At 37.6% G+C, this 14,003-nt stretch carries 15 protein-coding genes; 9 read left to right on the top strand and 6 right to left on the bottom strand.

Annotated features, from left to right (window positions below; genetic code table 11):
- Positions 1-69: 69 nt before the first annotated feature.
- Positions 70-969, bottom strand: coding sequence for an endonuclease/exonuclease/phosphatase family protein (locus ABMA79_RS06635; protein ID WP_392858569.1), 900 nt, complete (start codon positions 967-969; stop codon positions 70-72).
- A 160-nt stretch (positions 970-1,129) separates the two neighbouring features.
- Here ABMA79_RS06635 and ABMA79_RS06630 point away from each other — a divergent pair, with 160 nt between their 5' ends.
- Positions 1,130-2,566, top strand: a complete 1,437-nt coding sequence (locus ABMA79_RS06630; RefSeq protein WP_392858568.1) for a phosphatidylserine/phosphatidylglycerophosphate/cardiolipin synthase family protein — start codon at positions 1,130-1,132, stop codon at positions 2,564-2,566.
- Positions 2,567-2,685: 119 nt separating this feature from the next.
- Entirely contained in the window at positions 2,686-3,033 is a 348-nt protein-coding gene (gene secG / locus ABMA79_RS06625; RefSeq protein ID WP_393091165.1) for a preprotein translocase subunit SecG, read from the top strand.
- A gap of 47 nt (positions 3,034-3,080) precedes the next feature.
- Here secG and ABMA79_RS06620 read toward each other — a convergent pair whose 3' ends face one another.
- The 3 genes from ABMA79_RS06620 to ABMA79_RS06610 form a co-directional block, all read right to left on the bottom strand.
- On the bottom strand, positions 3,081-3,782 hold the full coding sequence (locus ABMA79_RS06620) for an ankyrin repeat domain-containing protein (RefSeq protein ID WP_392858563.1): 702 nt from the start codon (positions 3,780-3,782) through the stop codon (positions 3,081-3,083).
- 130 nt (positions 3,783-3,912) lie between these two features.
- On the bottom strand, positions 3,913-4,383 hold the full coding sequence (locus tag ABMA79_RS06615; protein WP_021268448.1) for a single-stranded DNA-binding protein: 471 nt from the start codon (positions 4,381-4,383) through the stop codon (positions 3,913-3,915).
- Between the two features lie 209 nt (positions 4,384-4,592).
- Positions 4,593-5,015 (bottom strand): hypothetical protein, encoded by a 423-nt coding sequence (locus ABMA79_RS06610; protein WP_392858560.1) that lies wholly within the window; start codon positions 5,013-5,015, stop codon positions 4,593-4,595.
- A gap of 391 nt (positions 5,016-5,406) precedes the next feature.
- On the opposite strand from ABMA79_RS06610, the gene ABMA79_RS06605 reads away from it, so the two are divergent.
- From ABMA79_RS06605 to ABMA79_RS06575, 7 genes are all read left to right on the top strand, one after another.
- A complete protein-coding gene (locus ABMA79_RS06605) occupies positions 5,407-8,157 on the top strand; it encodes a Tad domain-containing protein (RefSeq protein WP_393091162.1) in 2,751 nt (916 codons plus the stop codon).
- A 134-nt stretch (positions 8,158-8,291) separates the two neighbouring features.
- Complete coding sequence (locus ABMA79_RS06600; protein WP_393091159.1) at positions 8,292-9,293, top strand: histone protein; 1,002 nt, start codon at positions 8,292-8,294, stop codon at positions 9,291-9,293.
- Positions 9,294-9,362: 69 nt separating this feature from the next.
- Positions 9,363-9,605: a glutaredoxin family protein gene (locus tag ABMA79_RS06595; RefSeq protein WP_392858554.1), complete on the top strand. Its 243-nt coding sequence runs from the start codon at positions 9,363-9,365 to the stop codon at positions 9,603-9,605.
- A gap of 20 nt (positions 9,606-9,625) precedes the next feature.
- Positions 9,626-10,939 carry an HD domain-containing protein gene (locus ABMA79_RS06590; RefSeq protein ID WP_392858553.1) on the top strand — a complete coding sequence of 438 codons (1,314 nt, stop codon included), beginning with the start codon at positions 9,626-9,628 and terminating at the stop codon, positions 10,937-10,939.
- A gap of 50 nt (positions 10,940-10,989) precedes the next feature.
- Positions 10,990-11,664 carry a hypothetical protein gene (locus tag ABMA79_RS06585; RefSeq protein WP_392858550.1) on the top strand — a complete coding sequence of 225 codons (675 nt, stop codon included), beginning with the start codon at positions 10,990-10,992 and terminating at the stop codon, positions 11,662-11,664.
- Entirely contained in the window at positions 11,657-12,562 is a 906-nt protein-coding gene (locus tag ABMA79_RS06580; protein ID WP_392858549.1) for a hypothetical protein, read from the top strand. The genes ABMA79_RS06585 and ABMA79_RS06580 overlap by 8 nt, the downstream gene beginning before the upstream one ends.
- Positions 12,563-12,629: 67 nt before the next feature.
- Complete coding sequence (locus ABMA79_RS06575; protein WP_392858547.1) at positions 12,630-13,136, top strand: rhodanese-like domain-containing protein; 507 nt, start codon at positions 12,630-12,632, stop codon at positions 13,134-13,136.
- An 8-nt stretch (positions 13,137-13,144) separates the two neighbouring features.
- On the opposite strand, the gene ABMA79_RS06570 is transcribed toward ABMA79_RS06575, so the two are convergent.
- Both ABMA79_RS06570 and ABMA79_RS06565 read right to left on the bottom strand, forming a co-directional pair.
- Positions 13,145-13,630, bottom strand: coding sequence for a MarR family winged helix-turn-helix transcriptional regulator (locus tag ABMA79_RS06570; protein WP_392858546.1), 486 nt, complete (start codon positions 13,628-13,630; stop codon positions 13,145-13,147).
- 77 nt (positions 13,631-13,707) lie between these two features.
- Positions 13,708-13,980, bottom strand: a complete 273-nt coding sequence (locus ABMA79_RS06565) for a hypothetical protein (RefSeq protein WP_392858544.1) — start codon at positions 13,978-13,980, stop codon at positions 13,708-13,710.
- Positions 13,981-14,003 lie beyond the last annotated feature (23 nt).

Below are 14,003 nucleotides of genomic sequence, written 5' to 3'. Positions count from 1 at the left end.
AAAAAAATGAACACTAAGGCCTAATTAAAGTTAAATTCAAATGTTAAAATTTACCAACAATTAAGCTTACTATTTGATATCAACTCTTAATGAAACTGGACAGTGGTCAGAAATAAAGCGTTGATACCAAGAGAGGTTTTCCAATCTCTTTGTATTACGGCTACTTCCACTACAAGCACGCCAAATTTCAACATACTTCGTTTCAGTATTATCAGAGACGTAGAAGTGGTCAAAAACATTTCCAGAGCCACCATTACGATAAGTATAATCGTAGTCACTAGTTCTTCTTGTCACTTCAATCGATTTAAAGGCATCACCTAGAACAACTAGGTCTGACTCTTTGTCTTCATAACGAGAATTTCGATAAGTATTTAAATCCCCAGCAATAACGACAGGAAGATTACTTTGGCGATACTCGAGAACTCTTTTATTTAAATTATTAACCTGCTCAAGTCGCGCATCAATAGAGCTAGGTCCAGCCTTAAGGTGAAGGCCTACTAAGTGAATTAATGGCTTCTTTGAATAACGATCAATGACTTGTCCATAAAGGGCCGGCCTTAAGTAAGGACGGTTTTCCATAAGTGGATAAGCATAGTCGTCATCACCTTTTTCAGGAACGATTTCAAGAGACTTCTTTAAACATATCATTAGGTGTTGGTGATTGAATTGCTCATGACGGTAGGAAACACAATGATGACCAAGGCCGTCCATTAGTTGCCCCAATCGATCCGTGTCGATAACTTCTTGGAAGAGAAAAATATCAGTATTGATATACTTCGTACTTAGAAACTCTGTAATAAAAGGATCACGATACTCGTCAGTTCTTTGTCCCGAGATTTCTCCTCCCAGTCCATACCAACGTAAGTTAAATGTTGTAATTTTTAAACTACTCGCAAAGCTATTTCCAGAAATCGAAAATACCGTTGCAGCACAGGCCAGCCATGGCCAAAGTCTCTTAAGTCTTCCCATATGAAAATGGTAAAGAAGCGATTGCCGAAGGTCAAAAGAATAATCCATTTAAGTTGCTGATATCACTTTCTGACCACTTTTTTTATTGAAATAATTTCTTACAACCTTCTCATTTTGCATTGCGTGGGATACACAATGCTCAAATCTGAAGGGAGACTGAATGAAAAAACTGCTATTTACGACACTAATTGCAAGTAATATCTTCGCTGGAGCAAGCTTTTGGGCGCTCTTCTCACCTCACCAAGGCGAGGAAGCATTTAATCAGATATACTCTGCAATCGATGGTTCAAAAGAAAAAGTTTGGCTAACTGTTTACAGCTGGTCGGATTCAAAAGTTGCAAAAAGTCTAGAAGTCGCATGTCTATCAGGAGTTGACGTAAAAGTTGTCCTCCACCCTAACCTAAGAAATAATTCTCGAGTTAATGATTACGCAACAGCAATTGAAGATGCTGGTTGTGGTGTAAAGTTTGCTTATAAAAAAATGCATGAGAAGTTTTCTATTGTCGATGATAAGTGGGCATTCAATTCAAGTGCTAACCTCTCAGGTGGTGCAAAGTCTCGCTACTCTGAGAACTTTATTTTCAATAATGACTCTTCACAAGAAGGTCGCCTAACAATTAATACCCTCAACCGTGAGTTCAAGTTTCTATGGAACTCGGGGAAAGATATCTACACTTCAGAAGTTCAAGAAGAAAACCTAGCATCTCTTGATCTTGAAAGTTTAAAGAATGATCCAAACGAAGAAGAAAATCCTTCCTTTGTTTCAAGTTCAATGAACTTTAAATACACAAACCTAAAACCATCATCTAAGAGCTACCTATCGGGACGTTATATTAAAATGACTGCTCGTAAAGTAAGCGGACAAAAGACATGGCTCGTTCGTGATGCCATGATTAAGCTTATCAATGAATCGCAAAAGAACATTCTCGTTAATGTTAATCACCTTGTTATCAAAGAAGTTGCTGATGCACTTTTAGATGCAGTTAAAAGAGGTGTCGATGTTAAGATTGTAGCTGATAATCAAGAGTATAAAACTAGTACAAAATCAAAAGAGATGACTCCTTACTTTGTTTATAATTGGAAGAAGCTTCCTGGAAATAAAAACAAGGTCGCACCAGTAAGAATTAAGTACTATTCTCACGCACCATCTCCACGCCACTGGGCCTTGAATCACCACAAGTACATGATCTTTGATTATGATGAGAATGACTTCTCAAAGACGAAATTAATGAGTGGTTCATATAATATTTCAGAAACAGCAGAGCTGACTCAATTTGATAATATGTTCACTTACAAAGGTGAAACTTTCGCTCAACTCTTTAAAGACTTTAAAGGTGAATTTGATAACCTTTGGTTCTTAAATAGAGACGAAGATGATAGGCCAACTCAGGAAGCTTGGGATCGTGTTGCGAAACCTTATAATGGAAATATCTATCTTCACACAAAGATGCCTGTTTCTCTTACTTGGCCAGAAATCTACAAAGTAAGAAAGGCCGTCGCAAAAGCTGCGCCTCAATTCTTTAGAAATGCTTACAAGAAGCGCGACTGTTACCTTTTCAATCTTGAAAAGCAGATCTTCACAGGTTGTCCAAACTAAATAAACGATCAATTTCAATATATATAACTCATCAGGTCATAGACAGTACTTGTCATGGCCTCGATGTGTTGATATAAATTGTTGTTAATTTATCTATTTATATTGAAAGGAAATAAATTATGGTTACTGGTTTAATGATTTTTCACGGTGTTGTTTCAGTACTTCTAATCATCGTAGTTCTTCTACAATTTGGTAAAGGTGCAGAAGCAGGTCTTCTAGGTGGTGCTTCAGAAGCCGTATTCACAGGTAGCCAACAAGGTAATATCCTAAGTAAAATCACTGTAGTCCTTACAGTTCTTTTCCTAGGTAACTGTATTCTTCTAGCGAAGATTCAAACAGGTAAAGAGTCTAGGTCTCTTCTTGATAGTGCAGCACCAATTGCAGCTCCACTTAACTCTGATACAACAGCTCCAGCACAAGCTCCAGCTGAAGAAACAAAATCAGAAGCAGCTCCAGCAGCAAAGTAATCAAACACAAAATTACATAATAAAAAAGCTCCCGTCGGGAGCTTTTTTTATTTCTTCTTCATTAATTTTATAATTGATTGTATCCCCATTTCTTGTGCGTACTGAGCAACGCTCTTGCCACTAGCGTCTGGGATATTTGGATCGGCTTTCATTCCTAATAAAGCTCGAACATTATCAAAACGCTTATTCTTGATCGCAATATGAAGAGGTGTATCCCCTCTCTTATTCTTCTCATTTACGTCAGCGCCTTTTTTGGCAATATAGTAACGAATTGATTCTGGTGTTGATTTCTTTGCCATAGCAAAGAGTGAAGCAGGTCTTCTCTTCTTGTGAACGAGGCTTACCTCTGGAACAGAAGCAATTCCACGAGACTTTCTCTTTTTAGCAGCTTCAGCGGCCTTGGCCTCTGCAACTAGTTGAGCTTCATTTTTAAACTTATCTTCAACAAAGCTTACTTCATAATCACTAATGACAAATGAGCTATTTTCAATTTCATTGAGGTTTACATCCTCAAGTTGCCAATCCTTTTCAGTTTGAACAACTCTCTTTGGAGCATCACCTTTAAGATCGAGCTTCTCTTCCGAGATCCCATAAAGGTCTGCAAGGTAACGATACTCTGCTTCTTCACTTTCAGTTAAAAGCATTTCATTACTTTCAACTTTATTTAAAGGAAGAAGTCCCCCATGTTTTTCAAAAGAACCACATGAAGCTAGAACAACTAAAAATGTTAAAAATCTTAACTGACTCATCAACTCACTTATCGCCAAGAAGTTAAGATTTCTTTAGTCATTCTATGTTTACTTTAAAATTCAGGTATTTAGAAATAAATAAGGCCTGCAGAAGCAGGCCCTAATCATATATAGAAATTTAAATTAATCTCTAGAATGGGATATCATCAGCTGTGAATGAAGCGTTTGATGAAATATCGTAACCTTGGTTCATATCATCTTGCTGAGGTGGCTCTTGGTTGAATGAGTTGTTATTTGACTGACCCATTGAAGCACCTTGACCTGCAGATGGAGCTGCTCCACCTAGGAATTGTACAGTTCTTGCATTGATTTCTGTTGTGTATCTCTTGTTACCATCTTTGTCTTCCCAAGATCTTGTTTGAAGTTGACCTTCTAAGTAAGCTTGACGACCTTTTGCTAGGTATTGACCACATAATTCAGCAAGTTTTCCCCAAACAACAACTCTGTGCCATTCAGTTCTTTCTTGTTTTTGTCCGTTTTTATCTGTCCAAGACTCACCTGTTGCAAGTGAGAAGTTACATACTGCCATCCCAGATGGTGTGTACTTAAGTTCTGGATCTTGTCCTAAACGTCCTACTAAAATAACCTTGTTTACACTCATTTGTTCCTCCATTTCTTCGCGTATAACTGAAACAAAACTTAAGAATTCAGCTATAACCGCAAGGTTGTGTATTACCTTAATACCTTACTACAATAATACGACTTTCCCTCATCGAGAAGTCATAAATAGCCTTGCAAATACAAAAAAAAGAGCAAGCTGCGTCAAGAGCTTGAAATGATAAACGTAAGAAAAATGGGATTCTAAATTTTTTAATTCATGTCTGCAAAAGCTTGCTCAACATTCTCTGGAGCAATTTGAGCATGGCCACCTCTGGTCTGCCAAAACTCTTTTACTTTCGACTTAGCGATACGAACATCTTTTTTATACCAAGCTGCATCAAAGCCACAATGAGGACATGGAATTTCTTTTTTAAAATTCAGTCTTAGTGCTGCTTCAAAACCGGCCCAGTATAGGAAGAATGAGAAGATTCCTGCAAAGCTCACAAATGGATAAAGCATACCCGTTGTGGCAACAGTTAGCATAAACACTTGAAGGTAGTTCTTAGCATTCATATGAGGGTTTGTGATAACTGCCCTTTGAGTGCGACAAAGAGGACAGAAGAATTCAATATGCGCTTTCTTAAATTTGTAAGTACGCGTCTCTAATGGATTAAATGAATTCAATGTCTTCAATTATCGCCCTCCTAAGCATCGACAAAGTTAACAAACTTCGACTCCTTAATTTTACCAATTTAGGCCATGGGAATTAAGCAGGTAAAAAAGGTACCAGGCCCTGTTCTTATTCATCCTTGAGTCGAACAAGACCATAAGCCTGGTAGAGATAAGCACTCGTAAAAACAAGTACTTAAGGATGACCGATGCGGCCATGGTTAAGGTGGTTAGCCTTGCCTGCACAAACGTTCTACTCCAGGGATCAGGCACCATATCCTTGGTACCCATTACTATTACAAGTTCAATGCCAAAAATAACTCAGTGCAACTAACTGGAAATAGAAAGTGTTCATATGAATTGACGCATAAATGCCACTTTCGGTAGCATTAAGTTACCGGAAAAATAAGGCATTATGACACAAGCACATCATTCACATTCAAAAGAACTAGTTAAAAATAAAAAAGGCCAAATCAGTATCTTCTTTGGAGTTACACTTGTGGCCATCTTCTCATTTATCGCATTTGTGGTGAATGTAGGACTCTTTGTAAAGGCCAAGATTAATTTGCAGAATGCAGTTGATTCGGCCGCTTGGTCAGGAGCGGCTTCTCAGGCCAGACAGTTAACAAATATTGCTCACCTAAATTGGGAAATGCGAAATACATATAAAGAGTGGATGTTTAAGTACTACGTTCTTGGTCAACTTGCTAATGAGAACACTCACGCTAACACAACTGATACAATGAATTTCGCCTTAAAGAGATTTGATGAAACAGGATCTGACTTTAGTAGTGGTGTTAAAGGCGACCATTATAACGTTCCTTCTGTATGCCTGCACTTTGGTACAGGTAATAATGAAAACCTTTGTACAATCTATCAAATCCCTGGTCTTCCACGTTTTCACGTTGCGGGTATTCCAGATGTAAGTGAAGAGTTTGAAAGAACAATGGATGCCTTTGTTAACTTGAAGGCCAAGAACTGTATGGTTCGTTCGACTTACAACTTCTCTGCCGCAAAGAACTACGCCTTTGCAGCAGGTGTTTCACAAAACGATGTACCAATTGCAGCTGCAGACCGCACTGGTGCTTGGATTGAATCGATGGAGCTTGCTCTTCGAATTAGAAATCTTGAGATGATTGTTAATCGCCCACCTGTTACTCAAGGTATCTGTGGTGGTGGCGCGGCTTCAGGTTGTATTAATCCACAACAACTAAGTATGGAAAACCAGTCGACAGGTATTCCAATTAACGACCGACCACTTAAAGCCTATTTCGCAGCATCTAAGTCTGTTGGTGGTGGAATTTTTAATGAAAGCTTTGGTTCTTCACTACAGAACTCATTAGTTCTTTATGAGCTAGCACCAAAAACTTTTACACCTTCTCCACAGTCTCTTTCAAGCTTTCTTATCCCACAGGATGCCAGTTATAACGGTGGAGAGCTTGTTGCTTCTTCAAAGCGCTACCTTGATCTTGTACCAATGATCATGAACTTCACGACGTTCTTTACAACTTTTGCACCAACGACTGAAGGTATTTCAACAATTGCCGTTCCGGACTCAAGTGGAACAGCTGCTGAAGCCTCATGTGCCTCGACAAAAACGGCCCTTCCAGTACCTGGTTATATTCTAGGTTTCTATAAGAACCCAAAAGTTGTGACTTACTATGCAGTAAAAGCAAAAGTTAAATACACAGGACTTTTAAATCCATTTGGACAAGTTATTGATATGGCCGCATACGCAGCGGCAAAGCCATTTGGAGGGCGTATTGGACCTGCTATTGTTTCTCCAACAGTAGGAAAAGATTACGCTGAATCAAGCTCAAACTCTGCTCGAATCGCTAATGCTTCTGGTTCAAGAAGTGCGAACTTTATTATGGGATTTACGACAACTGGTGATCCGAGAACAACAAATGACCCTACTGATGGTGTAAAGGTTCAAGGACTTCCTCTTCCAGCAACGTCAGATTTCTTCCTTGATGCAACAGATACGACAGCAGCAATTGGTGGAATTCCTTCAAACGTTGATGTTAAGTTTACAATTCCGAATATGATCTACAATTTAAACTCGCAAACGACTTCTGAATCAGATCTCCCAACGCTTGCTTACAACCCAAACCCAAGTAATATCACAGGTGAAAATGCCGGATTATTTACAACGAAGCAATTTGTTGACCTGAGGGCCAATATTCCAAACTATACAGTTAATCAAGCCGGTGTAACGGCCCAAAATCTCCTGGAATCGTTTCAAAATGTTCGTGCTCCAACCAATTACGATGCCCTTAACTATATGGTTCCTACAGTTGATAGTTTAGAGACAGATACAACATCTGATCACTTTCCTTCTGTTCGCTATATTGATCCATCGGCCAAAACAATTGGTTATTTTGCTCCACTCTTTCACGGAACCCTACTTTACAAAGACCGTGAAGCACTAACTGGAGTTCTAACTGACTATATCGATACTTTAAGTGACGCTGTTATTGTCTTTCGCAAGGCCCTTAGCTTTTATGCAACAAAGGTAAGAAATACTAGTGCACAGGATCCAACGGCGTATATTGACGCATCAAAGGCCATTTTTGATCCGGATGTTGACGGAGATCCAACCACAACAACAGTTGCTCTACCAATTCCGCAGTGCCAAAAGCAAAGTATCGCTTCTCGCTTTACATACTTCATTCTAGGAAAAGATGAGGAAGCAAAACCAGACAACTGTGAAACAATCCCACTTCTAGGGGCCGTAAAGACGTTTATTAATAACAAGGCTCAGCAAACTCAATCTAACCTCTACTATATTACGACGTATCGTCAAAATAATGAGGCCAACCCACCTTCGCCTTCTCTAAATAATAACTCACTTAGGACAGCATATGCTCCAGGTAAGGATTATGGTGGTGAAAATAATGGCCGTTCGGTGAACCCATTTACAAACAAGGGTAAGAACCATCGTCGAAATGCCTATTCAACAAAGCTTATTAGCCTTGTCTCAATAACAGATACTGCATCTGGTTATGCAAAGAATGAATCAAATTACATGGAGTTTCAGGCAGGTTTTTCACCTGAGGGTGAAACCCCACGAAGCCCAGAAGATGTTAAGGCCACAGGAGACGTTATTTCAAACCCTCTTCCAAAAACAGAGCTGTCTGAATTTGGCCCTGATTTATACTTCTAATCAATTTACCTAAATTTACCGATTCCCCTTTAGAATGGCCTGTAATGGGCCATTATAAACAAAAAAGAGCTTGCGAAATTTTAACGATCTTTTATATACTAGGGACGTATTTATAACTTTTTCGCGAGGTATATATGGCAAAGAAAAAAGTAGCCAAGAAGACTGCCAAAAAAACTGCAAAGAAAGCAACTAAGAAAGTTGCTAAGAAAGCGGCAAAGAAAGTAACAAAGAAAAAAACTGCAAAGAAAGTAGCTAAAAAAGTGGCAAAGAAAACTGCAAAGAAAGCAACAAAGAAAGTTGCAAAAAAAGCAGCAAAGAAAGCGACTAAGAAAGTTGCAAAAAAAGCAGCAAAGAAAGCGACTAAGAAAGTAGCTAAAAAAGCGGCAAAGAAAGCGACTAAGAAAGTTGCTAAAAAAGCAGCAAAGAAAGCGACTAAGAAAGTTGCTAAAAAAGCAGCAAAGAAAGCGACTAAGAAAGTAGCTAAAAAAGCGGCAAAGAAAACTGCAAAGAAAGTAGCTAAAAAAGTGGCAAAGAAAACAGCAAAGAAAGCGACTAAAAAAGTAGCAAAGAAAACTGCAAAGAAAGTAGCTAAAAAAGCGACAAAGAAAACTGCAAAGAAAGTGGCCAAAAAAGCCACAAAGAAAGCAGCAAAGAAAGTAGCTAAAAAAACGACAAAGAAAGTAGCAAAAAAAGCAGCTCCAAAAGCAGCAAAGAAAGCTACAAGTAAAAAAGACTCAACATCAGGTCTTTCTCGTGAAGAAGCAATTGCAATGTATAAAGAGAAACACAAGGACGCTCTTGATTCTCAACTAGCTGACTCACTAAAAGAATATGAGCTTGAAGACAAGCTTGCAGTGGCCGAAGAAACTAAGCTTGAAACAATTGAAGAAAGCGAAGATAGCGTTGGACTAGAAGCTGCAGAAAACTACAGTGAGCCAGGACCAAATCTTCAAGAAGAATATAACCCTGACGATGAACAAGATGAAAAAGATGATATGAGCTTTGGATGGGGATACAATGATGCATTTGATTCTCCAGAAGAAGAAGTATCAACAGATGATCTTGATGAAGACGAAAGATATGCACTTGGTCTTGATAAGTCTGATGAAAATGAAGATGAGGATGATTTTTACTAAAATCTATTGAGATAAAATATAAATAACGAAAAAGCGGCTTTTGCCGCTTTTTCTATTTGGAACGATATTATGAAATTAGAATTTTTTTACTATACAGGTTGCCCATTTTGCCATCGAGTTATGGACGTTATTGAACAGCTAGGGATTAATTTAACTTATTGCGATATAATGAATGACACATCGGCCCTAGAAAGGCATATTAATACTACAGGAAGACGTACAGTTCCTTGTCTCTATATTGACGATAAGCCAATGTTTGAATCACAAGATATCATCAACTGGTTAGTTCAAAATAAGGATAAGCTTAAATAATTTTTTGAGGAAGTTATTCAATGGAAGTAAGAGACCCGGTCCACGGATCAATTCACATCTTAAAAGAAGAAGAACCAATTATTCGTGCAGACTTTTTTCAACGTCTTCGCAATATTAAACAACTAGGTTTCTCTGAATATATTTTTCCTGGTGCGACTCATACTCGTCTCATTCACTCTATTGGTGTGATGAAAGTTGGAGAGATGGCATTTGATCGTCTTTTTAAAAATCAAATCATCACAAAAGAGCACTTAAGAATTAAAGAAACTTTTAAGCTAGCTTGTCTTTTACACGATATTGGGCACGCTCCACTAAGTCACTCAACTGAAGTAGTGATGCCAAAGCTTAAGGATCTAAAAATTCCTCAAGAATATCTTCTAGGTCGTGACCTAACAAGTGATCGCCAAGCAACTCATGAAGACTACACGATCAAGGCCATTGCAGATAGCTCTCTTGCACACAGTTTAAAAGAAGTTGAAAAAACTTTTGGTGTTGAAAGAAAGTATATCGCGGATCTTATTCGTGGTGAAACTAACGATCATGACTATTTTAAGATTGATGGTATTAGCTACTTCCCTCTTCTTCATCAACTTGTTTCAAGTGAACTTGACTGTGACCGCATGGACTACCTTCTAAGAGATAGCTACTTCTGCGGGGTGAGCTACGGTTCTTACGATCTTGATTGGCTACTTGATAATCTTGAAGCTGCAATTATTGACGGAAAAGCTACATTAGGAATCTCTGAGAGAGCTGTCATCACTTTCGATGATTTCCTGCTAAGTCGCTACCACATGTTCATCATGGTTTACTTCCACTATCGTGCAGTTTGCCTTGAAAAACTTTTACAACGTTATTTTAAAACATCTCCATATGAGTACTTAATCCCGGCCGATATTGAAAAATATATTGAGCACGATGATTATCATCTTATGAAGATCTTAAGACACTCAAATAATCCATATGCAAAGGCGATTGTTAATAATCAAACGCCAGAAAAGATTTTTGAATCTTTCAACTCTTCACAATTGGCAACTCTTGAGAAGGTTCAAGCCTACTTAGAGTCTATCAATATGGAAGTGATTCGCTCTTCTTCAACTGGACGTCTATCTAAGTACTACGCAGCAGATAGGCCAAAGAACAAGGGGCAATACACGATGAAAGTTGTAAGGAATTCAAAAATGGGTGGTAAAACAGAGTACTTCGATATTAACGAAGCAACTGACCTATTCCACAAATTTTCGAAGTCCCATGCTATTAATAGACTTCATTGTGATATGGAAAAACTAAGCAAAGAGAATTTAGCAGAAATTAATAAAATTATTTCTTCAAATTAATCTTTGATTCTTTGGACTAGGCTCGTCAAGGTCGTCTATAATAAATAGATATGAATAAGTTTTCACTTTATGTGCTATTAATTTTGCTTTACCTCGGTATATCGAAGAGTTTTTCTCCATCTGAGAAGAGAACAATCTTTGTTCCAAATGCAAATGCATACGCAAATATTTTTAAGGGCTCACCTATTTCAGTTATTCTTGAAAGAGAGTTTTCAACAGGTGCCCTCATTAAAACTTACCATCACCGCTATCAAATCATTCATGCCTTTAAGGCACCACAAAGAATTAATGTAAGAATTTCTCGAGAGTTCTTTCTTGAGAACCAAGCAAATATTGGAATGTCTCTATTTAGAAGATATGAAAATGATGTAAGCTCAACAGTTCCTATGCCTCCTGGCTCAATTTATATTGGCTCACCTGCTTATGGAACTTGGAGAACTTCGGATTCAGGACAGAAGGTTTGGCGTTTTCACCGAACATACAAGAATTTTCCTCAGCTTTTCCACTGGGGAGACTTCACCCCAACTTATGACTTCTATCGTAGAATGATTGTTCTTGAAAAGGCAAACTCTCCATTCTATGGCCTAAATAATGAGTTCGGAACAAAAGGTTCTGTAACGACAGCACACTACGCATTTAAGAAGAAGAGCGAAAACAAAACAACACTAAAAGACATATTGAAGAAATATACGAGTTTACCTAAGTGGGAACAAAAGAATGAATGAGTTATACGATAAATTAATTATTCGAATTATTTTTGCACTAATTATTTGCTTTATTATTTATATATATAAGCAAGCTCATTTAATTCTCTTTCCATCAATCAAGCACCAAATTTTAAAAAAATTCTCTCCATCGAAAAACTCAACTGACACGATCCACCTCTTTGGACGAATTATTGGTATTGGAATTATCTATTCAAATATTGTCATCAATGTTTCTGATGGGATGTACTTTGCACTAGGTCAACTTTTCTTAGAGTCGATAATGGTTATCGCTCTCTACCTCGCTTCACTCTATATCTTAGAAAGTATTGTTCTCTACAATTTTGAATATGCTGATGAAATCTTACGTCGAAAAAATTACGCCTACGCTATTATATGTTTTTCTCACTCAATCTCGTTGGCCTATATCTTAAAAACAGTTATTAAGGTATCAAATAGCTCTCTGATTATGACGCTATTCCTATGGCTTTTTGCCGTTGTTCTCATAGGATTCTGCTCTAAGACTTTTCAAATTATTTCAAAACTCTCTTTTAACAGGCTTCTTGTTCAAAAAAGCCTAGCTGTTGCAATTTCATACATGGGATTCATCTTAGGACTTTGTACGATTATCTCTTCTTCTCTTGATCACTCTCTTCAAGATATTAAGTGGTATACAATTCAAGTGATTCTAAAGATCCTACTTTCAATTATCATCATCCCTATTATTAGAAAGGGTCTTATTTTGGTCTTCTCAATTCAAGACGATCTACAAATTAAGAAAGACGATACTGACGATGCAAACCTAAGTGTAGAACTCGGTTATGGAATTTATGAAGGTGCTATTCTTTTCACTTCATGCTTCTTAACAACGGTTATCACTGGGAATATTTATTACGGAAATTTTTACCCGCTCTTCTAATTAGAGACCCGTTTTCTCATTGCTCCTCTTGTTTAGCCGATATGGAATTTGAACGAGGAGGAATTTCGTGGATTTAAAATATTTTCAAATGCTTGATTTTATCAATACTAGACTAACTAATATTGAGCGCAACCTTGCAAAGATTGACGAAAAAGTCGACTTCTCTGTTTCACTTCAAAGAAATCATTTAATTCGCGTAAAGAACGGTGAATTCATTGATGATAATATGATTTTAATGGGGCTCCCATATAATGACCTATCTCCTCGTAAGGCATTTGATGTCTATGAAGATAAGGACATGGATTATATTATTTTAGATATCACTCCAAAGGATTATGAAAAGCCTGTTAAGCTTGAGGGTGCAATTCATATTCCTTATGAAGATCTCGATCATCGCTATGTTGAGATCACAAATAAGACAACGCCAATCTTAGTTATTAGCGAAGATGGACTTAAGTCAATTCAAGCGTGTGAAAAGCTGGTAAAGAAAGGCTTCTTTAACGTGAATAACGTTTCAGGTGGCTACAAGTTTTGGCCAGCAACACAAGGTTCTGTTGTTGTAAAAGTAGCTTAAACTATTTATTAAAAATCGAGTGATAGGTTGAGTTGAATCCTCGACTCTAATGTATGCCTTTCAACATTATTTAATTTGTTGTGCATATTCTCTAGAGTTGATTGAATTCTTTCAAGCTCAACCTCTCCAATTCTTCTCGAATAATTTCCTTCAATTAACTCAAGAACATCAAAGAGAGAGAACTTAAACTTCTCACCGTACTCAGTTAAATAAACGCGTTGTTCACGCTTATCAACTTCAGAAGATTTACGAATGATATAGCCACGTTTTTGTAACTCATTTAAGTGGCTCGTCATTGTTTGCTTCTTTAGGCCGCAAGCAGAACCAATCTCTTTGATTGTTGGGCCTTCGTTTTCACAAATATAAATAAGAATTTCAAGAAAGCTCGGCCTTAAGTCTGTAAAGCCTTTCTCTTGTAGATAACTAAGAATGTGATTACTGTAGATACGATAGATCTTCTTCAGTAAACTTCCAATTGCAGATACGTTCTTCATTGCATACCTCACTAACACGATTATTGTAGCGAGAGTAAAAAGACATAGTCAAATATTAGTACTATTTTAATCAAATCTTAAAATGAGCGCTCAAAACGATGAATCAGTTCATAAGGCACTGATTTCACAAGTAACTGTCCCTGCTCCATCTCTCCACCTTCGTGAATGGCGTCAGTATTTGGTAATTTAAGATCAGCAGTATGCACATATTCAAAATCTAACCCTAGATTCCACATATCTTCCTTTAGACGATCGAATAACTCGAATTCACTACCAAAGCCGGCCCCAAAAGCCTGTGGTGCGGATAGTAATAAGACAAGTGTTAAAAGTTTGATCATCTTTTTTGGCATATTTGCTCCATATTAAGGTGTAT

This window comes from Halobacteriovorax sp. HFRX-2_2 (assembly GCF_043196705.1).
In the GTDB taxonomy this organism is placed as follows: Bacteria; Bdellovibrionota; Bacteriovoracia; order Bacteriovoracales; family Bacteriovoracaceae; genus Halobacteriovorax_A.
Note: the sequence above shows the minus strand (reverse complement) of the source record. Positions and strands in the feature narration are given on the sequence as shown.